Annotated in this window: 15 protein-coding genes; 10 read left to right on the top strand and 5 right to left on the bottom strand. The window is 59.6% G+C overall.

Features of this window, described 5'->3' with window-relative positions:
• The first annotated feature begins 91 nt into the window (after positions 1-91).
• The 3 genes from FA85_RS09985 to FA85_RS09995 all read left to right on the top strand — a co-directional run bounded on the left by FA85_RS09985 (position 92) and on the right by FA85_RS09995 (position 3,725).
• Positions 92-985 (top strand): LysR family transcriptional regulator, encoded by an 894-nt coding sequence (locus FA85_RS09985; RefSeq protein WP_036109091.1) that lies wholly within the window; start codon positions 92-94, stop codon positions 983-985.
• Positions 986-1,119: 134 nt separating this feature from the next.
• Positions 1,120-2,331: an L-dopachrome tautomerase-related protein gene (locus FA85_RS09990; protein WP_197056516.1), complete on the top strand. Its 1,212-nt coding sequence runs from the start codon at positions 1,120-1,122 to the stop codon at positions 2,329-2,331.
• A gap of 101 nt (positions 2,332-2,432) precedes the next feature.
• On the top strand, positions 2,433-3,725 hold the full coding sequence (locus tag FA85_RS09995; RefSeq protein WP_051943147.1) for a carbohydrate porin: 1,293 nt from the start codon (positions 2,433-2,435) through the stop codon (positions 3,723-3,725).
• Between the two features lie 6 nt (positions 3,726-3,731).
• On the opposite strand, the gene FA85_RS20895 is transcribed toward FA85_RS09995, so the two are convergent.
• From FA85_RS20895 to FA85_RS10010, 3 genes are all read right to left on the bottom strand, one after another.
• A complete protein-coding gene (locus FA85_RS20895) occupies positions 3,732-4,367 on the bottom strand; it encodes a TetR/AcrR family transcriptional regulator (RefSeq protein WP_051943146.1) in 636 nt (211 codons plus the stop codon).
• Positions 4,368-4,582: 215 nt separating this feature from the next.
• Positions 4,583-6,718: a peptidase domain-containing ABC transporter gene (locus tag FA85_RS10005; protein WP_036109089.1), complete on the bottom strand. Its 2,136-nt coding sequence runs from the start codon at positions 6,716-6,718 to the stop codon at positions 4,583-4,585.
• Positions 6,708-7,793 carry an HlyD family secretion protein gene (locus FA85_RS10010; RefSeq protein WP_197056517.1) on the bottom strand — a complete coding sequence of 362 codons (1,086 nt, stop codon included), beginning with the start codon at positions 7,791-7,793 and terminating at the stop codon, positions 6,708-6,710. The genes FA85_RS10005 and FA85_RS10010 overlap by 11 nt, the downstream gene beginning before the upstream one ends.
• A gap of 409 nt (positions 7,794-8,202) precedes the next feature.
• Here FA85_RS10010 and FA85_RS10015 point away from each other — a divergent pair, with 409 nt between their 5' ends.
• The 3 genes from FA85_RS10015 to FA85_RS10030 all read left to right on the top strand — a co-directional run bounded on the left by FA85_RS10015 (position 8,203) and on the right by FA85_RS10030 (position 14,863).
• A complete protein-coding gene (locus FA85_RS10015; RefSeq protein WP_156108666.1) occupies positions 8,203-11,379 on the top strand; it encodes a lantibiotic dehydratase in 3,177 nt (1,058 codons plus the stop codon).
• 408 nt (positions 11,380-11,787) lie between these two features.
• Entirely contained in the window at positions 11,788-12,150 is a 363-nt protein-coding gene (locus tag FA85_RS10025) for a hypothetical protein (protein WP_036109078.1), read from the top strand.
• A gap of 253 nt (positions 12,151-12,403) precedes the next feature.
• On the top strand, positions 12,404-14,863 hold the full coding sequence (locus FA85_RS10030) for a membrane-bound PQQ-dependent dehydrogenase, glucose/quinate/shikimate family (RefSeq protein WP_051943145.1): 2,460 nt from the start codon (positions 12,404-12,406) through the stop codon (positions 14,861-14,863).
• A 108-nt stretch (positions 14,864-14,971) separates the two neighbouring features.
• On the opposite strand, the gene FA85_RS10035 is transcribed toward FA85_RS10030, so the two are convergent.
• Positions 14,972-15,370, bottom strand: coding sequence for a hypothetical protein (locus FA85_RS10035; protein ID WP_036109075.1), 399 nt, complete (start codon positions 15,368-15,370; stop codon positions 14,972-14,974).
• A 221-nt stretch (positions 15,371-15,591) separates the two neighbouring features.
• The gene (locus FA85_RS10040) at positions 15,592-16,632 is read right to left on the bottom strand and encodes an alpha/beta fold hydrolase (RefSeq protein ID WP_051943139.1); all 1,041 of its coding nucleotides are present in this window, start codon (positions 16,630-16,632) and stop codon (positions 15,592-15,594) included.
• Positions 16,633-16,743: 111 nt separating this feature from the next.
• Between FA85_RS10040 and FA85_RS10045 the strand changes: the two genes are divergently transcribed.
• The 4 genes from FA85_RS10045 to FA85_RS10060 all read left to right on the top strand — a co-directional run bounded on the left by FA85_RS10045 (position 16,744) and on the right by FA85_RS10060 (position 19,852).
• On the top strand, positions 16,744-17,226 hold the full coding sequence (locus FA85_RS10045) for a MarR family winged helix-turn-helix transcriptional regulator (protein ID WP_036109072.1): 483 nt from the start codon (positions 16,744-16,746) through the stop codon (positions 17,224-17,226).
• A gap of 126 nt (positions 17,227-17,352) precedes the next feature.
• Positions 17,353-17,724 carry a DUF1330 domain-containing protein gene (locus FA85_RS10050; protein ID WP_036109069.1) on the top strand — a complete coding sequence of 124 codons (372 nt, stop codon included), beginning with the start codon at positions 17,353-17,355 and terminating at the stop codon, positions 17,722-17,724.
• Positions 17,725-18,111: 387 nt separating this feature from the next.
• Positions 18,112-18,672 carry a hypothetical protein gene (locus FA85_RS10055; protein ID WP_036109066.1) on the top strand — a complete coding sequence of 187 codons (561 nt, stop codon included), beginning with the start codon at positions 18,112-18,114 and terminating at the stop codon, positions 18,670-18,672.
• 193 nt (positions 18,673-18,865) lie between these two features.
• Positions 18,866-19,852 carry a helix-turn-helix domain-containing protein gene (locus tag FA85_RS10060; RefSeq protein ID WP_051943138.1) on the top strand — a complete coding sequence of 329 codons (987 nt, stop codon included), beginning with the start codon at positions 18,866-18,868 and terminating at the stop codon, positions 19,850-19,852.
• The last annotated feature ends 40 nt before the right edge of the window (positions 19,853-19,892 follow it).

The following is a 19,892-nucleotide window of genomic DNA, read 5'->3' on the forward strand; positions in this document are numbered from 1 at the left end:
CCGAAAGTGACGGGCGGGACGCCCGTGGACGAGTAAGAGAATGCGGATTACCCTGTCATAACGCCAATCGATATGCCTGATTTGTATCATCATGAAGACCGATATCAGGAACCTGGATCTCAACCTGCTCAAAGCGCTGGATGCGTTGCTCGATGAGCGCAGCGTCACCCGAGCCGCGGCACGTCTTTCGCTGACGCAGCCTGCTGTAAGCGGCCTGCTGCAGCGTCTGCGGGACAGCTTCTCCGATCCACTGCTGGTGCGAACCCAGCGCGGGATGCTGCCGACGGCACGCGCCATGGAACTGGCCGGTCCGGTCAAACAGGTGCTGGGCGATATCGACTCGCTGTTGCGACCCGTGGCGTTCGATCCGACGACGGCGGAGTGGAGCATGACGATCGCCGCCACCGACTACGCCTTGCAGGCTGTGGTGGTCCCATTGCTTGCGGTACTGCGACGAGAGGCCCCCGGGGCACGGGTTGCCGTGTTGCCCGTGCAGAATCAGCCCGTCCATGCCCAACTGGAGCGGGGCGACCTCGATCTGGCTCTGATCACCCCGTCCGAGACGTCGCCGGGGCTGCATGCCAGGCCGCTGTTCGACGAACGCTATGTCTGCGTCATGCGCCGCGGTCATCCCGATGCCGCGGAAGCCACCCTGTCGCTCGATCGATTCTGCGCACTGGAGCACGCACTGGTGTCCTATGGCGGAGGTAGCTTCCGCGGCGTCACCGATGACGCCCTGGCCGGGGTTGGCCGCACGCGGCGTGTGAGTCTGTCGGTGACCAGCTTCCTCGTGCTACCGGAGATTCTCGAAGCCAGCGACCTGATTGCCGTCATTCCCGAGCGGCTGGCCCGACGCGCGCCAGGACTGGTGGTTCGTGACCCACCCTTACCCATTCCAGGATTCACCAAGACGGCGGCGTGGCACGAGCGGACTCATCGTTCGCCGGCACACCGGTGGGCGAGAGAGCGGCTGTTCTCACTGTGAATTGTTGCAGTGCGACTTGTGGCTCCGTCGAACATATCTAAGATATCAGTTGACTGGCGCCTTTACGGTCGCCACAGCCGTGCCGCTGCCGTTGTGGGGGGGCGGGACGAATCTTCGTTTCCCGGGAGTCAACTGTGAATCATTCGAATGTCATGTCGCTGCTGATGGCCTGTCTTGTAGCGGCCCTGCCCTGCGCGGCCGTGGCGCAATCCGCCGCCACGCCGTCCATCACGCCGGTCGCCCAGTGGAACCGCCTGGAGTTCGATCTCGACAAGACGGCGCAGACCGCCTACGACAAGAACCAGACGTACAAGAAGGTCCTCCTGCAGGGCACCAAGGTCGACGCCGACGGCAACATCTACGCGACCACCGCGCGCTGGGGTGGCCCCGAGGTTCCCGCGACGCTCTCGAAGCTGGTGAAGAAAGACGGTAAATGGGTGCTGCAGCCGTATCCGAGCGTCGCCATGAACCGCGTCGGCGATCCCAAGGCGCTGCAGGCCGTGCTCGGTATCGAGATCGACCGCAATGGCGTGATGTGGATCCTCGACCAGGGCCACGTCGGCGGCAAGCCGTCGCAGCCGGGCAGCCAGAAGCTGGTGCTGTGGGATATCAAGCAGAACAAGGAACTGCAGAGCTTCACCTTCGACGACTCGCTCGCCGACAGCAAGTGCTCGTTCCTCAATGACGTGGTCGTCGACAACGATCGCGATGTCGCTTACATCACGGACTCGGGCATCTTCTGCGATCCGCTCCAGGGCGGCCTCATTGTTTACGACCGCAAGACCAACACGGCGCGACGCGTGCTTTCCGACACGGTGTTCACCACCGACCAGACGGGTTTCCGCTTCCGCATCGACAACCGCGATGTCACGCCGGACAAGCCGATGCGTACGGGTGCCGACGGCATCGCGCTCTCGGGCGACAAGAAAACGCTGTACTGGACCAACCTCTCGAGCCATGCCCTGTATTCGCTCGACACCGCCCTGCTGCGCGACCCGAAGACCAGCGAGGCGGCACTTCGTACCGCGGTAAAGAACGTTGCGACGCTGCCTTCCAATGCCGATGGCATGGTCGCCGACCGTGACGGCAACCTTTACCTCACCGCGCTCGAGTTGAACGGCATCCTGCGCTGGGATCACGTCACGGGCAAGTTCAGCACCGTGGTGATTCATCCCGACATGTCGTGGCCGGACACCATCGGTTTCGGTCCGAACGGTCACCTCTACGTGAGCAGCGGCCATCTGAATCGCTTTGTCGACACGTCGATGGATTTCGACCACCCGACTTCGCCCAACTTCACCATCTGGGATATCGGCACCAACTCGCGTAGCTATCTCGCGAAGTAAGCGTCCGCGCCAGACACACCTGATTGACGACATCTGACCGGGCCGCGGCAACGCGGCCCCCTGGCGGCGCTTTGCCCGCCATCCAGCCCAAGGACCCATCCATGCGCATTCATCCTCTCGCCCGCGCCCTCGGCGCGCTGCTGGCGCTCGCCCCGTTGTCGGCCGCCTTCGCCACCGACAACGGCTATGAAAACACCCTGACCGGTGACTGGGGTGGCACACGCTCCTCGTGGGCTGATAGCGGTGTCGCCCTCGGTGGCGGCTACGTCGGCGAGTTCGCCACGAACACCTCCGGTGGCACACGCAAGACGTCCGCTTATGCGGACCAGATCTGGCTGAGTGGCGACTTCGATTTCCAGAAGATGTTCGGCTGGCAAGGCGGTTCCCTGCATGTCGATGTGGTCGACCGTAACGGCACGCAGCTCGACAACAAGGCCAGCCTCGGCTCGCTGCTGGAGACGCAGGAAATCTACGGTCGCGGCAACGTCACGCGCCTCACGCGGTTCTACCTGGAACAGAAATTCGCTGGCGACCTGGTCGATGTGCGTGTCGGTCGCATGGACGTCAGCAACGACTTCTTCCCGTTTACCTGCGACTTCCAGAGCCTGAACTTCTGCGCGAGCTTGCCGGGTTATGTGACGCAAGGCTGGTACACCATGCCCATCTCGCAGACCGGTGCGGTGGTCAGGATCAGTCCCGATCCGTCGTGGTACGTCAAGGTCGGTGGCTATCAGGTCAACCCGAACAACCTCAACACCGACCAGCGCTTCCGCGTGTCGGCACCCGGCCGTGACATCGGCAAGCTCGGCATCGTGGAGCTCGGCTTCAAGTCAGGCCAGGGACAGGGTGAACTGCCGGGCTCCTGGGTCGTCGGTGCGTGGCGCAACACGGCCCCCTACGCGGACTTGCGCGATGACGTGAACGGCGATCCGGCCGTGCTGACCGATGCCGATTCGATGATGCGCAACGGCCTGCACGGTGTGTACGCCACGGTGAAGCAGAAGCTCGTCACGAATGCCTCCGGCGGCGGGCTGACCTTGTTCGCCAACGTGGTACAGGCGGATTCGCATACGGACACCGTCGACCAGTTATTGTCGCTCGGCTTCTTCCTCGACGCACCATTCGCCGCACGTCCCGCCGACAGGATCAGCTTCGCGCTGGGACGCGATCGTGTCAGTGATCGCGTTGCCGATAACGCGCGCATCGCCAATGCCGCGGGCCTCGGTCCGGTCGCCGTTCCGCGTTACGAATACGACGCCGAAGTGAACTACAACTTCAGCCTCGGCCGAGGCGTGGTGCTGATGCCGAACTTCCAGTACATCCGTCACCCGGGCGGTCTGGACACGAATTCGAATGCGGCGGTTCTCGGGTTGCGTGTGGCGGCGTCGTTCTGACGACCGTCAGCTGGTTTCCCGCCGTACGGAAGGTGTAACCGGGAGGCCGCCCTGGCGAAGCCCGAACAGCTTCATGATCCTCTCGACGCGGACGGTGGGCTTTTGCCCGCCGTCCTTGAATTCCACGTTCAGGGCCATACCCATCAGCGGACGTGACACGAGATAGTCGGCGGCCACGTCCGCAAAGAACGCGGGATCGGGGATGACCAGGTGTTTCTTCGTGACCTGAGCTTTGAGCCACTGTGTAAGGCGTGCACGCAGGTGGATGTTTCCGAGAGCGAAATAGTCCCGGGTCGCATCGGGGAAGCTCTTGCGCTCGTCGATGACGAGGCGGAACAGGTTCACCGCCGTCGCCGTATGCGCGGCCTTGATCCAGCTCAGGAGGAACAGCTCGAGCAGGTCGGTCGCCTCGGTCGTCGAATTCACCTTCGCATCGAGCAGGTCGAGCGCCTTTAGCGCGACGCGCTCGATGATCTTCTCGATCAGTACGGCCTTGCTGCCGACAAGACCGTAGACCGTGCGCTTTGACATGCCAGCCTGCTTCGCGACCTCAGCCATGCTGTGCGCGTCGAGTTCATGCTGCGCAAGAAGTTGCTCCGCCGCGACAAGAATGCGTTCCATCTGCTCGTTCGACGTATGCATGGGCGGGCGACCGCGCCTTCGGGCTGACTGGATTGAAGGCACGGTTCCATTGAGTCCAGCGGATGTCGTTGCGCTACTTTATCACTCTCCGCATGAATGCTCATCGGTCGGTGCGCCGCTGAGGATCAAAAATGAGCAGAAGAACGCTACAAGCAGAGACTCTTCAAAGCTTTAGGCCTTTTTTTTTTGGGCAAACGCGCAAGCCGTTCCAGCGTTTAAACGTGAGCCGTAACCGCCTCTTCATTTCTACCGTCCACGTCGGATTCAGTATCCAATTGAATAATTCGATCAGCCGTGCGAATAGTTTCCTGTCGATGAGCGATCATCACGCGAGTGATGCTAAGCGAGCGAATGGCCTCGCTCACCAACGACTCCGAGTAAGCATCCAGGTGGCTAGTCGCCTCGTCCAGCAACAAAAGTCTCGGCTCGCGGTACAAAGCCCTCGCAAGCATGAGTCTCTGTTTCTGGCCACCAGAAAGGGCCGCGCCTAGGTTCCCCACCACGGTTCGGTAGCCCATCGGCATGGCGAGTATGTCGTCGTGGATCAAAGCCGCGCTCGCCGCTCGATAGATCCGATCACGCTCAGGCGCAGGATCACCGAAGGTAATATTATCCTCAAGGGCACCGGACATCAGTGAGTCCTCCTGCATGACAGCGGCCATGCAGTGGCGATAGCGCGACATGCCGAGCTTCAGGATTGGAACCCCTCCGTAAAGCACTTCCCCACTGGTCGGCTGGATGAGACCTGTTAACAACTTCACAAGCGTGGTCTTCCCGCATCCAGATCTCCCTACAATAGCGACAGACTCTCCCGGATTGATATCGAACGAGACGTTCTCGATAACCCATGGGCTAGCTTCGTCATAGCGAAAATATAGGTTTCGGACGCTTAGGCGTGGAAGAAGATCCGGGCCATCCCATTGCTCCTCATAGCCCGGCTCGACAGGTGACGAAACGATATCCGACAGACGAGAGAGGTGTAGCCCGAGCATCCTGATTTCGACCACTTTGTCCGCAAGGCCCGCGCCACGCGATATGAACTGGTCCGAGTAGGCGGCGAAGGCGATCATCATACCGACAGTGATCGCACCATCCAGCACCTGGATCGTCGCCAGCCACACCAGAACGACGCGGCCCAAGCCTTGCACGCATTGACTGAGTATGGTGAACAACGACGTTATCTTCTGCGCGGATAGATCGCTGTTTGCCAGATCTGTTACCGTCTCGATATAGCGTGAAGATCGACTCCCCTGCTGGCTCGCAAGTTTGATCGTAGCCACATTCCTGATTGCCTCAAGGATCTCGCTCTGCAGGTGCGCCGAGCTATTTATTTGCTCTTCGTTGGCCCTTCTTAAGGGCCAGAAGAAAATCGCTCTGAGAATCACATAGACGGACAGAACCGCCACAGAAACAAGCAATAGACGTACGTTATAGATGCCCATGAGAATCAGTGTTGCCATGGACATGATTCCGTCGATAACCGTTCCTACAAATTGCGACGTCAGCGTCTTCTGAATCGTCTGAGATGCGCCAAGCCGCGAGACGATGTCGCCCATGTGCCTTTTTTCGTACCAGTCGTATGGCAGCTTAAGGAGCCGCGAGAAGAAGTTCGAAGACCACTGGACGTTTAGGTTTGCGCCCGCCCACATGATCAGCCACGACCGGCACCCATTGAACGCCGACTGGAAAATGACGACAGCGAGAAATCCGAGGCCGAGCACCGTCATCAGATGACTGTCTTGATTGACGATGACGTGGTCGGTGACCCACTGCATGTAGAAAGGTATAGATATACCTAGCGCCTCGAGGACCAAAGCGACAAGGCCGACCTGTAAAAACGTTGCCGTCATCCCACGGACGTTCGAAAGCAATGAAGATAGCGTCAGTTCATTCGACTTCTCTCCACGAGAAAAGTCATCACCCGGAAAGAGTTCCAGCGCGACGTTACTGAACAGACCGGATAGCCTTGACAGCTTAATCCTTCGGACGCCAATAGCAGGGTCATGAATGGTGGCGTACGTACGTGTGATAGCTTTCAGAACGACGAAGTGATCGCCTTCCCAATGAAGAATCGCGGGTAGCCGCAATTGTGAAAGTTGCGACGGCGACGCATGGAGCGCCCTAGACTGCATACCAATGCTTCTCGCATTATCGGCCAGACGCGCAAGGGTTACGCCCCGCGAGGAGCTACCGAAGCTATTTCGCATGGTACTAAGAGTACGTCGGCTACCGTAGTAGCTGGCGACCATTGCGAGGCAGGCCAGACCGCAGTCGGCTACCTCGCTCTGATAGATCATGCCCAGCGTTCGACCAAAACCCATCTGCAGGCTTTGCTCCCAATTAGCGCGCATGCGATGACCTCGCGAAAGGCGAAAACATCCAGCTAAGCAGGGTTCTCTTTTCAATGGGAATGTCGACGTCCAGTGACGTTCCCGATAACAGAGGGATCGTTCTGTCATCCGCGCGAATATCGTCGTCATTTACAGAAATTTTTACGATAAACGTTGATTCGGAACCATCCGTCGATTTTGCACCTGTTGGCGGCTGATCGATTCCGCTCGACGATATCTCGGTCACTCGCCCGCGGAATTGTCCGAATTGCTGGAAAGGTAGCGACCGGTATTTAACGTGGACCATCTGGTTTAGTGTCACATGACCTATGGCGTGGCTGGGGATAAGCACTCGCGCATACATTCTGCTTCTGCCGGGAACTACGGTGGCCAAGATAGAATCAGCTTTTACGGCCTGCCCCGGCGAGAAAATCAGGTTAGACACCTTGCCGTCAGTCGGCGACCGGATAACCGAATCCCGCTGCGCGAGGTCCTGTGCCTCACTGCTACTCAATGCGGCAATCTGCCTTTGATTGTCGGCTATCTTGATCGCTGCGTTAGCCGCTTCGTCGTCTTGGTCTTTGCGAGCATCGTTCAGCTGTATGTCCAGATCCTTACGCTGACGCGATAGCGCCCTCAACTGAACCTGATCCTCCGTCCACGTCGCTTTCTGCTGCTGAAACTGTACGGCGGAAATCACGCCGGTTTCGCGGAGTGGCTTCATTTTTTCCCAGAGGTCTCCAGAATCATCGACCTTCTGCTGCTGGAGTCTGGTCTGCTCAGTCAGGGTGCGGCCCTCTTCTTCCAGATCCTGAAGCTTCCTTAATCGGCTTGTCGAAGCTGTTCGGGCCAACTGACGCTGTTCTTCAATCTGCCTTTCGAGCGCTCTTCGCTGGACTTCAAACTGGGTGTGCACCAGAAACGCGGTGTTTCCGAGTGGGCTGTCTATCCGTGACTCCACGATTTCAACCAAGGGTTCGCCCTTACGCACTTGTGCACCGATTGTCGTGAAGCTCTTCGAGATGTATCCGCTGAACGGACTGTGTAGCTCCATTACGCCGCCTGAAGGCACGAGCTGCCCCTGAAACGATTCCACGCTTGTGTAAGTGACGAGCGCGCATGCCGTTACCCCAGCTACCAGCAAGACACACCCCAGGATGGCTACGATCCACGCGGACGGAGGCGCGGCTAGAAAAACCTCATTCGCGGCTCTTGCATTTGCTCGCCCCCCAGATCCCTGAGTCATGCTGCTCTCCCGATGTCGTGCAAAAGAAACATATCGTCAGCGTTGCAGTCAACCGATTCTGCGCATCACTTCGCGAGCCTTGAAGAAACGCAAAAACATGCGCCTCCTCGATATTGAACTTGCGATTCCGATCGAATATATAACTTTAGACGGCCAAATGACGGGCCGCGTGTCCCTCGTATGAGGGCGCTTCGGGGAAGCAAGACATTTTGTTCGCTTATTTGAAGCCGGCCGCGCTGCGGATGGCCAAGGAGTTGGCGTGTCGAATTTTCGAGTCGAGACCGTACCGTTCGGTGTTCTACGTGTTCCTTTAAAGCCGAGCGACTTTCTTTCACGACTGCACGCGAGTGTGCGCTCCGATTCCAATTCGGAGGCATCCGAGCACGCATTTTCCTCCCGGCTTGCCAGTCAGATGGAGCAGATGTGGAACTCGCTCGACGACGCTTTCGTACGTACCGCGATAAAGCTTGCGTCGCCGGGCTTGCTTGAGCGGGCAAACGCTTCCGACATAGCAGCAATGGACAAAAAGGCCATCCGTCTCGGGATCGCCCTCTATAAGTACCTCTCGCGCATGGGCACACGCCCCACTCCGTTCGGCGCTTTTGCCACCGTCTCCCATGTTTCCATCGGCACTCGAACGTCTATGGAACTTAGCCCGGAACCACGACTTCACGCCCGGCTGGACAACGGGATCGCGATAAAGATTGCTCGCTTGTTCCGAGAGCACTTGATGAGCCACGACTTCCAGGCGATTCGCGTGCGCCTATCAAGCATAGCGTACGTTCTCAACAACACGTTGAGGTGCCTCATCATTGACTACAACGGCGATAAAGTGAAGTCGCGCTTGTCGGGCTTCCAGGTCAACGAAGGTTTGGCCGCGGTCATAAAGGTGGCGAAGGACTGGATTTCGTCAGGCGAACTCGTCGACATTCTGTCAATGGAGCTTAGCGTTCCTTCGGCTGATGCTATCCAGTTCGTGCGCGACCTTCTGGATCGACAAATCCTTATAACCGACGTTGAGCTCAATCTTACATCTGCCGACGCGTTCAAAGATCTTATTTCAAGGATGTCCGAATACCCTAGCGAGACGCTTAGGACGTACGCACTGAGCTATCGAGAGTTCGCTCAGCGCCTGGACGATATTCGGGATATCAGTATCGCTACGCTAGCCCAAACCGACGCTTTCGTAGACCTGGTGAGGTCTCGCCTTGGGGAAGATCAGGTCGATACGGGAAAGATTTTGCATGTCGACGCCTATCGGGATGGCGGTCCTGAAATCGCAGAAACCGACCTGAAGGAGATTTTGTCGAGTTTGGAGGATATCTACCATCTCGTCTGGAAGAGAAGTCCCGCGCTTGATCGATTCAAGGCGAGTTTTCGAGAGATGTTCGGTCATAGGCGGGTTCCGCTTTTGCACGCTCTCGATCCTGATACGGGTATCGGCTTTGGTCCAGCTCGTGCCTCAAGAAGCCCTTTGCTGACCGGCGTAGATATGGCAGCGAATACCGCTAGTAGTATTTCGTGGGACACGTGGCAAGCCACGCTTTTGGGCGGGATCACACGTGCTTTAGGTCAGGGGCTTGACGTAGTCGACCTCACTCCGGAAGAAGTGCGCTTGGCGAGCCGTTCGGACGCCATGTCGGATCCGGGGGATTATCAACATCCCATGGCCATACTGATTCTTCTCGATCGTGGCGAAGGCCAGCCATTCGAAGCGATCTTCAACGGGCTTAGTGGGCCTTCCGCTTTAGGCCTTATCGGACGATTCACGAGCGGTCTTCCTTCGATTTACCAGTTGGCTTCCGACCTAGCGGAGTCCGAGCAAGGGTCGTCTTCTGCCACGCTCGCCGAGATTATTCATATTCCGGGTGGACGGACGGCCAATGTCATTGTTCGCCGGCGCCTGAGGAGCGCAGAAATTCAATGTGGCCTGGGTTCTTCGGAAGGCTACGACAACCGGAATCTGCCTGTCTCGAGCATGTATGTTCAATTGAGGGACGATAGGGTAGTTATCACTTCAGAAAGCGGCGAGGAGCTTATTCCACGCCTGGCATCGGCGCATAACACCGCGGGCTACCAGCTTCCGGTGTACCAGTTCCTCAGCGCATTACAGAACCAAGATGGCGTATCTGGCAGTTTGTCAGACAGCTTGGTGCTCAGTGACTTGCCTTACATTCCACGTATACGTTTTCGATCGCTTATTCTTTCTCCTGCCCGTTGGATAGTGGATAAGGCATCCATTGATGAGATCACATCGAAAAAGGCGCCCTACGAGCAGTTCAGGCTTATAACTGCGTATCGTAGCGAGAAGGGACTCCCTCGTTACGTCACTCTCGTAGATGCCGACAACCTTCTTGAAGTCGATCTAGAAAGAGAAATATCGGTTCTTGCCATGATCGAGGAAATGCGTGGGCGAAGAAGGATTGTTTTACGCGAATCGATCGGTGCAATGAATTCGGCGCAAGTGAGTGTTGCCGGGAAGTCGTATCGGCATGAGCTCTTCCTGCCGCTCAATGTGCTGCGCAAGAGAGCCGTCGATCACGCTCGTCGTCTGCGGGAAGATCTTACCTTCGTTTCATCTCAACGCAACATTTCGCTTCCGCTGGATGGCTGGATTTACCTTGATCTGTTCTGCGGCGAAGCCTCTGGTGACATCATCGTCGCGTCTTCCGTTTTGACGTTTACTGAGAGACATCGAGGCGAAATAGATAAGTGGTTCTTCGTTCGATTTTACGAAGCTGGGGCGAGCCACCTTCGTGTGCGCATCCTTCCTTTTGCGAGTGTGCCCGTAGCGGATCTTTTTAGACGGTTCATGGAATCCGTAAAGGATTCGGTGCTTTCCGGAATTATCTGCAAGGTTCGGGTATCCACCTACGAGAGGGAAATCGAACGATACGGCGGCGCGTCTGCGATGGGCATCTGTGAGAGTCTTTTCACGGTAAGTAGCCGACTCGTAGCCAGCGTCCTCAGCGCGATTTCAGCCGACGCACAAAAGGAAGAATTGCGCTGGAAGCATGCTTTTCTCGTTTTATGGCAAACGTTGGAGGACGCTTTTCCAGATCTCACTGTTCGTCGAACAGTGGCAAAAGATATGTTCGACGGCTATCGCCGAGAGCTACCGTCGGGGGGAAATGTACTAGCCGCGGTGTCAAGCAACTACCGACGCGATAGAGCGGCGGTCAATCGCCTAGTCCTTCCGTCCGGAGAGGCCCACGACCTAGCGTTCACTGTGCTGCCAGAACGAGACTACACAGCGAGATTAATTGCAGATCTACGAAACACGCTGGATGAGCGGGATTTCGTGAGGGTGATAACGAGCATCATTCATATGGATTGTAATCGCTGGTTTCCTTTTCATGCCAGATCAAACGAAATGATGCTTTACGAATACGCAGGTAGAGAGATTGCTAGCTCGCTCTTGCGAGAGGCAGGCTAATTCAGGGAACGATTCACCTATCGGCGACATCCGTCCCCAGGAGGGGGAGGATGAGCCAAACACCAAGGGAAATACGAGAATGGAACGTAATGGTAACCTGAGCTCCGCTGTGTCCAACAAGCTAGCCTTGGCGGAGAACGTTATGCTCGAGCTGACGCCGTCTGAGATGAATGGCGTCGCAGGTGGGATGTTGCCGAATACCTCGACGCTGACTTCGGTCACGGTCACGGTTACTGTGACGGAGAGTTCTGCGGTTTGTACGACCATCTTGACCACTCTGTAATGATGAAAGGAGGAGGCGCGCGTGACGTGCCTCCTCCGTTTTCCACGCCGGGGCTGGCGCGCACTGTCCTGTAATAGCATCAGGGCGCCGTTGCGGCTTAAGACGGTTGGTCTATCGAGAAGAGTATGTTCGATTTTCTAAAGTCATTCCTGGATCCGGTCTGGTTTCGTCCAGACAACCTCGCAAGAACCTGGGTAGAGGAAAGGATTGGCGCCAAGTGCGTCCGTCTGCTGACGGTCCTTGTAGTCGTCATGTTGAGCACTAATGCTGTGTTAGTTCCCTTTGCCGCCTACGTCGACTCCGTGGGCATAGACATTGCGTTCTCGATGCTCGAGCTACAGGTGGTCGTCGGCTTGACGTTGTATCTCCTGCCAATCGTGCGCCTGATCAAGCGCGTGGCACCCCGGCGGATCCAGGTCGCTTGGCTTCGGCGAGCACGGCACTACAAGCTTTTTAAAGAATGGCTAACGACGACGCCGACCTCTTAAGGCCCGGGGGATGGACTATTCATGGCTTTTTTTCATAGGTCCAAGTCGCCGTTCAGCTTGACTTGAGATTTAGGAAACCTCGCGGTACCATATATTAGAGGCGTTGTCCCGATCCCTCCCGAAAGCCCGTCACGCCAGTGACCCGAAGGTGCGCATCGCGCGTCCCTGATGGCCCGCGTCGTCCTTTCCCGAACGGGACGGCGCCACCCCATTTCCCTTCCATCGGGTCACTTATTCCATCCTCGGGCGTGTCATGAAGAAATCACTGGCGTCGGGCCTCAGGGTCGCGACAGGCGTTGTGTTCGTGCTGCTTGGCCTTGCCAGCGGCATCGGTGGCGGCATCCTTGCCGGCTACGGCGGCTCCCTTTACTACCTGATCATGGGCGTCGCCGCACTGGTGTGCGCCGTGCTCCTCTTCGCGCGGCGTCGCGAAGTACTCGCGTTGTTCGCAGTCATGCTGGCGGGCAGCCTGATCTGGTCGGTCTGCGAAGTCCGCCTCGACTGGTGGCAGCTGCTGCCGCGCATGGACCTATGGTTCGCGCTGGGTGTCTGGCTGCTGCTGCCCTTCATCGTTGGCGGCCTGACCAGGGGCGCGAACCTGCGTGCCGGTCGCATCGGCCTTGCGGTGGCGATGGTGGCGACCGTGGCGGTCGGTGTCGCGTCGGCATTCACCAATTACACCGATCTGTCAGGTGTCGCGGCGGGTGAGCCGATGGCTGGCCAGGCGCCGGACCCAGCGTCGCAGGCGGCAAAGGACTGGCGCGCCTATGGCGCAACCGGCGAAGGCACGCGCTACGCGCCGGCCACGCAGATCACGCCCGAGAACGTGGCCAACCTGAAACCCGCGTGGACGTTCCATACCGGCGACTTCAAGGGCCCGGACGACCCGGTGGAAATCGCCAACGAGGTCACCCCGCTCAAGGTCAACGGCAAGCTGTACATCTGCACGCCGCACAACATCGTCATCGCACTCGATCCGGACACCGGCAAGGAGCTGTGGCGCTTCGATCCGAAGATCAACCGCGACGCGTCGACCTATCAGCACATGATCTGCCGTGGCGTCAGCTACTGGGACGTGCACGATCAGGTCGCCGCCAACGCCGCCGGTGACACCACCGCGCCGGCCACGCCCGCCGATGTGGCCGGCTCGCCGGAATCGATCGAATGCCCGCGCCGCATCTTCGCGCCGACGATGGACGCCACGATGATCGCGCTGAACGCCGATACGGGCGAGCTGTGCAAGTCCTTCGGCGAGAACGGCGTCATCGGCCTGACCCACGGCATGAGCATGAAGAAGCGCGGCTTCCTGATGCCGACCTCGCCGCCCACGGTGTCCGCCCATGTGCTGGTGGTTGCCGCAAGCGTCACGGACAACGCGTCGACGAACGAGCCGTCCGGCGTGATCCGTGGCTACGACACCATCACCGGCAAGCTGGTCTGGAACTGGGATGCCTCGCGCCCGGACGAAACCACTCCGCTGCCGGAAGGCCAGACCTACGTGCCCAACTCGCCGAATTCGTGGGGCGTATCCAGCGTCGACGAGAAGCTGGGCATGGTCTACATCCCGATGGGCAACGAGACGCCCGATACCTGGGGCGGCAAGCGCAACCCGTATGGCGAGAAGTACAACAGCGCCATCGTCGCGCTCGACCTGGCGACGGGTAAGGTGCGCTGGGTCTACCAGACCGTGCATCACGATATCTGGGACATGGACATCGGTGGTCAGCCGTCGCTGGTCGATATCGATACGCCGAACGGCAAGGTGCCCTCGGTGGTCGCCACGACCAAGCGCGGCGACATCTACGTGATCGATCGTCGTGACGGCAAGCTCGTGGTGCCGGCACCCGAGCGTCCCGTGCCGCAGGATAACGTCGCGGCGGGCGATCACGTGTCGCCGACGCAGCCGTTCTCGGCGCTGACCTTCCTGCCCGACCGCAACATCACCGAAGCGGACATGTGGGGCACGAATCCCATCGATCAGATGATGTGCCGCATCACCTTCAAGTCGCGCCGTTACGAAGGTCCGTTCACGCCGCAGACCGCTGGCCGTGGCGCGATCATCTCCCCGGGACCGCTCGGTATCTTCGAGTGGGGCGGCGCGACGATCGACCCGGTGCGCCAGCTGATGATCCTCAACCCGGATTACATGGGCTTCCTCGAGCGCCTGGTACCGCGTGCCGAAGCCGATGCGGAAGCCGGTGGCACCAAGGGCAACGAGATGGGTCTGCAGATGCAGACCGGCGCCCCGTTCGCGGTGGAGATCAAGGCCTTCCTGTCGCCGCTCGGCTTCCCGTGCCAGGCACCGCCGTGGGGCTATGTGGCCGCGGTCGACCTGCGCACCATGAAGAAGGTCTGGATGCACAAGAACGGTACGACGCGTGACAGCGCCCCGGTGCCGATCGCGTTGCCGCTGGGTGTTCCGAGCCTGGGTGGCATGGTCACCACCGGCGGTGGCGTCGCCTTCCTCGGCAGCACGCTCGACTACTACCTGCGCGCGTTCGACGTGCGTGACGGCAAGCTGCTGTGGGAAGGTCGTCTGCCGTTCGGCGGCCAGGCCACCCCGATGAGCTACGTGTCGGATACCACCGGTCGTCAGTACGTGGTGGTGATGGCCGGTGGCCATGGCTCGCTGGGTACGAAGATGGGTGACACGCTGGTGGCGTTCGCGCTGCCGGAAAACACGGCCGGCGCCAAGCCCGCGCCGTCGAAGTAAGCTCGCGGCGGTCGGGGCCACCGGGCCCCGACCGCCGTCTCACGACGACCGATAGCGGATAGTCACGCGCCAGCCGTAGCCCGCACCGATCGGAGCAGTCGGCGGGCTTCAGAAGCCCCCGCCGCGCCACTCCCCAAGAAACTGGCCCATCTGGGTGCCCGTCGTGTCCTCATCGTCGAAGCCCGCCGTTGCCAGCGCCAGGGCGAAGTAACCCAGCGATGATTTCACCTTGTCGTTGCTCAGACGGTAACGCTCTTTCAGCGCCGCATCGATGCAATCGTCGAGGTAACCGACAGCCGTCTGGACAGGGCCCTTATGGCGCCCGTGGTTGCTGTAAATCCCTTCTTCGATGGCGAGGTGTATGGCGTGGCGATCGTTACGATAGCCTTCGACGTCTTCGGCCGTTGCCGCGGTTGCCGTCGTGGCCGCTTTCTTGAGCTCTTCACCGGCGTGCGCAAGCCCGGCCGTGGGTTTGCCTCCCCAATAACCCAGCAGGTTCTCCAACATGTTCGTTTCTCCTCGATGGTGAGTGGACCGGCATCTGTCACGCGCCGGCATGACCATCGTGTCCATCCGCCTGTCGGGGGACTATCGGGAAAAGACTGAATCTGAAAAAGCACAGCGCTGTGATGGACCGTGCTTTGGGGAACGCGCGGGGCGTGGGTGAAGCGTGGGACGACGCGTTCCGCCTGACGGTGAAGACGCACCGGTGCCCGGCGACCGCGCGATCAATGGGCGCTCTGCAGGCCCTTGAGCAACGCTTCGTGGAAACGCGCCGGCTCCTGCATCTGGGGCGCGTGCCCCGCATCGGGAAACTCGACGAGCGTCGCGTGGGGCATTGCGGCCACGGCGTCTTTCGCGAGCTTCGGGTAGTTACCCAGCGTGGGCCGCACGTCGGCCGGCGCGAAATCCTTCGCGATGGCGGTGACGTCCTTGTCGCCAATCATGAGCAGCGTGCGCGGCTGCAGGCGCGGAAGCTCGTAGACGACCGGCTCGTTGAAAATCATGTCGTAGAGCAGCGCCGAGTTCCAGGCGACGAGGTCGCGTTGCGGCCCCCGGTACATGCCGGCAAGCATCTGCACGGAGGCCTCGTATTCGGGCTTCCACTGACCGGCGAAGTAGGTCGTTTTCTCGTAATTCCGGATACGATCGGCCGTCGTCTTCAGTTCGCGTTCGTACCACTGGTCCACCGACACCGGCGGCACGCCCTTGGCGCGCCAGTCTTCCAGACCGATGGGATCGACGAGCACGAGCTGCTCGACCTGATCGGGGTAAATGAGCGCGTAGCGAATGCCCAGCATGCCGCCGGTCGAGTGACCCATGACGATGGCTTTGTCGATGTGCAGCGACTTCAGCAGGTCGTTCGTGTTGTGTGCGAGTTGCTGGAAGGTGAACTGATAGCTTTGCGGTTTGGACGATTTGCAGAAACCGATCTGATCCACGGCGAACACGCGATAGCCGGCGCGCGAGAGCACGTCGATGGTCGGAGCCCACGTGGCGGCACAGTAATTCTTGCCGTGAAGCAGGACGACCGTACGGCCGTTGGCCTTACGTCCCTTCGGGGCGACGTCCATATAGGCCATCTGCACGTCCTGCCGCTGCGACCTGAAGCGGAAATGCGCGACAGGGTACGGATAACCGAAGCCCTGGAGTTCGCTGCCGTATACCGGGCCGTCTTCGGCGTGAATCGACGGCGCCAGTACAAGGAGGGCCAGTGCGAGCGCGGTGACGGCGTAGCGTCCGAGGATGTTGCGATCGGTGTCATTCATGGCGTTAGCCTGCCACGAGAAGATGAAGGGCGCGACCCATCCGATCCTGACCCGACGTCGATGCGGGCATCTTCGTAGTACGTGTAAAATGCACGCAACAGGAGGCGCGCCATGCCCACCACGAAGAAAGTGCCGGACATCCATCTCGCCGGAGATCTGAAGCACCTCCATCGCTCCCTGATCTCGATCGTCAGTGTCATGAACCGGCCGCGAAACGACGAGCGGCTTATCGCCGAAGCGGGCGTACGGCTCGACCAGGCCCTGTTTCGTCTGCTGGTGGTGATCGAACGAGTCGGACCGATCGGCGTGGTCGATCTGGCGGACCGGCTGGGTCGCGACTACACCACGATCAGTCGACAGGTCAGCAAGCTGGAGCGCATGGAGCTGGTCATCCGGCACGAGAATGCGCAGGACCGGCGGATGCGGGAGGCCGTCGTGTCGGCGAAGGGCAAGGCGGTCACCGATCAGCTGGATCTGGCAAGAGAGCGCATGGGGCGTGAGATCTTCAAGGATTGGCCCTCTGACGATATCTCGGACCTGGTCCGCCTGATGCGCAGGTTCGCGGATGCGCTGGAAAGGGCGACAGAGGGTTAGCGCGCATTCTTCATGCGCGGATTCCCGCAGGAATTCCCCGCTACGATTTTCTGCTGACAGTTTCTGACACACCGCGGTGATATTCCTTCATGGGCGCACCTCCCGCGCCATCCCAAAGGAACACCCATGGTTTCGCTGTCGCAACCCGCCCTGGAGGCCTTCTTCGCCGAGAACGACGAATCGCCGGTCGTCATGTTGAATCTCATCCGGTTCGAGCCCGAGGGCGGCCGGGAGAGATACCTCGAGTACCTTGGTATGGCCAAGCCGATCCTCGCTCGATTCGGCGCAAAGATCGTGTTCGGCGGGGATGGTCTGTCCGTGCTCAGCGAAGGGCGAACTCAGGGATGGGATGCCGTCGTGCTGGTTCAGTATCCGCGACGGTCGGCGTTTCAGACGATGGTCGCCGATCCGGATTACCAGGTTGCTTTCAAGGTCGGCGTATCGGCCATTGCCGATATCGTGCTGCAGCCTCTGAAGGCTATCGAGGATATCCGTTGACGCTGGCTTACCACGCCTTCGGGCTCGATATGGCCTGACCATCTGGCTTCGGTAGCTGCATCTGTTCGCCTGCGCTCAGTGGTTGCGTGGCGCACATCCTCTCGTCGGCGTGGCTCCATCGGTCGTTCGCTGCGACTGCGCCTCGCGCGAGGTACGTAGCGTTCCAACCACGGCGGGATACGTCAAAAACGCCGTTTTCGACAAAACCTTGGTATGAAGCGATCGAACCAAGTCGTCGCCGCTGCGCATACGATGGGATATCTGGCGACTTTTCGACGATGAACCGATAGTTCTGTCTCACTCCTGACTATGGCCGGCCCAGGTCGGGAGTGCGACAGAAAGCTGGCCCTTTAGGCCACCCATCAGTTCCCGCCCATAGGAGTTCATATGTCAGATGTCATCATCACCGGGAAGCAGCTCTCCTCATCGGCCTACTCCGCCGTCATTAACGCGCCGATCGAAAAAGTCGACATAGCCGATTGGCTCTTCAGTCTCCCCGAAGCCGAGTATCAGCGCTGCTGCTCTCCCGACCACATTTCCGCCGGTACCACGAGCACGGATGACGGCAAGCGGATGTCCATCAACGTGGAGATGATCGGCCAGACTCTGATGGTTCAGCACTATGTCGCTGAAATCGCGACACCCAGTCTTTGCAAGATGGTGTCGACCTCCGACGCCTTCACGCCGAATGGCCGAACGCGCGTCCAGGTCATCTGGACCCTCAGCGTCAGGAAGATCGACGACACGACGTGCGAGTACACCAACAGCGTCGTTGCTCATCCGACCCAGGACTTCCTCGATTTCATTGCCAAGCACGGCACACCGTTTGAAGTAGCCGCCGATGCACGCCAGCGGGATGGTGGCGATCACAACAGTCGCGAAACGCCGTTGTTCGCCGCCAGTATCGAGCGCCGTGCGCTTGCTCGCGGTGAGTCCATGACTGCCTGAGAGCCTCACCGATATGGCGCGCGGGGCGCCTCCCGGGAAGGCATCCATCACCTCGTTCGGCGGAAGGTTCCAGCCATAAATGCAGGGGCCTTCCGCTACCGGCATCCCACCTTCTGGGTATTGCCTCGCACGATAGCGCAAGGTTACCGTCCGTCGACGACTGAGCTCGCACGCGCTCACCTCAGGCCTCCCGATGTCCGCGCAGTTTACAAACCGGTCAATGCGATACCTGCGCGTCGCCAGCATGGCGACGCTGAATTGCACGGCGATGAACCGAAGCGGCGTGAGCATAAGCCGGCTTACGTGTCGAGGTGGTGGCCTGGGCCTCAGCGATCCGCATGCGCTCGAGAGCGCCTTCATGATTTCGCTGCAGCTTGATACGTATCGCGGCGAACTTTGGCGTAACGGGCGCCGGGTGCACACGGACAGTTGGCACGCTGGCGAGTTCACCGCGTATGACTACCGGGATCGCTGGAAGGCAAACCTGGTGAGCGCATTCGACTGCGTCAACTTTCACATTCCTATGCGTTGCTTCGATACAGCAGCGCTCGGTCTTCGCAATCCGGTGGAACATCTGGACGTAGCGCCCGGGCGCAGCATCGGGGATCCGATAGTCGACGGCCTCGCGAGAGCACTTGCCGAAGCTGCGAAGACGCCCGGAACGTCCAGCCGCATCTTTACCGATCACGTGGAAATGGCACTCCTGACGCATCTTGCTACGCGATACGGCGGGGCCCGCGTCGATTCGCGCAGAACCAGCGTGGGCCTGGATCAGAGCACGCTAAGCCGAGCGAAAGAGCTGCTTTGCGCCAATCTGGCAGGTCAGATATCGATCGACGAACTCGCAACGGCTTGCGGCGTGTCCAGCGGGTATCTCATCCGCGCATTCAGGATGTCGACCGGCCTCCCGCCGTACAAATGGCTGCAGAGGCGACGCGTGGCAGTTGCGATGGAACTTTTGTCGGGCACAGCACAGCCAGCGAGCAGCATCGCGGTCGCGTGTGGATTCGCCGATCAGAGCCATCTGACGCGCGTGTTCCAGCGCGTTGTCGGCATGCCGCCCGGTGCGTATCGCCGCGTGCATGGGGTTGGTGCTGACGTTGATCAACGACGAGGACTTCGCGTGCAGCATGGCGTCGGGCCTGAGACCGGCCGATCAAGCGACTTAGCCGAAGAGTGAGGCAGCACCGAAGACAAAGCCCAGCGATTGATACGCAGAG

Origin of the sequence: Luteibacter mycovicinus, from assembly GCF_000745235.1 — a bacterium.
In the GTDB taxonomy this organism is placed as follows: Bacteria; Pseudomonadota; Gammaproteobacteria; order Xanthomonadales; family Rhodanobacteraceae; genus Luteibacter; species Luteibacter mycovicinus.

Bases quoted from the DNA above. Each gene is read 5' to 3' on its own strand.
- FA85_RS10025 (WP_036109078.1), top strand. From the start codon at position 11,788: ATGTTCGATTTTCTAAAGTCATTCCTGGATCCGGTCTGGTTTCGTCCA.
- FA85_RS20895 (WP_051943146.1), bottom strand. From the start codon at position 4,367: ATGCATACGTCGAACGAGCAGATGGAACGCATTCTTGTCGCGGCGGAG.
- FA85_RS09985 (WP_036109091.1), top strand. From the start codon at position 92: ATGAAGACCGATATCAGGAACCTGGATCTCAACCTGCTCAAAGCGCTG.
- FA85_RS10035 (WP_036109075.1), bottom strand. From the start codon at position 15,370: ATGTTGGAGAACCTGCTGGGTTATTGGGGAGGCAAACCCACGGCCGGG.
- FA85_RS10045 (WP_036109072.1), top strand. From the start codon at position 16,744: ATGCCCACCACGAAGAAAGTGCCGGACATCCATCTCGCCGGAGATCTG.
- FA85_RS10055 (WP_036109066.1), top strand. From the start codon at position 18,112: ATGTCAGATGTCATCATCACCGGGAAGCAGCTCTCCTCATCGGCCTAC.
- FA85_RS09995 (WP_051943147.1), top strand. From the start codon at position 2,433: ATGCGCATTCATCCTCTCGCCCGCGCCCTCGGCGCGCTGCTGGCGCTC.
- FA85_RS10030 (WP_051943145.1), top strand. From the start codon at position 12,404: ATGAAGAAATCACTGGCGTCGGGCCTCAGGGTCGCGACAGGCGTTGTG.
- FA85_RS10050 (WP_036109069.1), top strand. From the start codon at position 17,353: ATGGTTTCGCTGTCGCAACCCGCCCTGGAGGCCTTCTTCGCCGAGAAC.
- FA85_RS10040 (WP_051943139.1), bottom strand. From the start codon at position 16,632: ATGAATGACACCGATCGCAACATCCTCGGACGCTACGCCGTCACCGCG.
- FA85_RS10005 (WP_036109089.1), bottom strand. From the start codon at position 6,718: ATGCGCGCTAATTGGGAGCAAAGCCTGCAGATGGGTTTTGGTCGAACG.
- FA85_RS10060 (WP_051943138.1), top strand. From the start codon at position 18,866: ATGTCCGCGCAGTTTACAAACCGGTCAATGCGATACCTGCGCGTCGCC.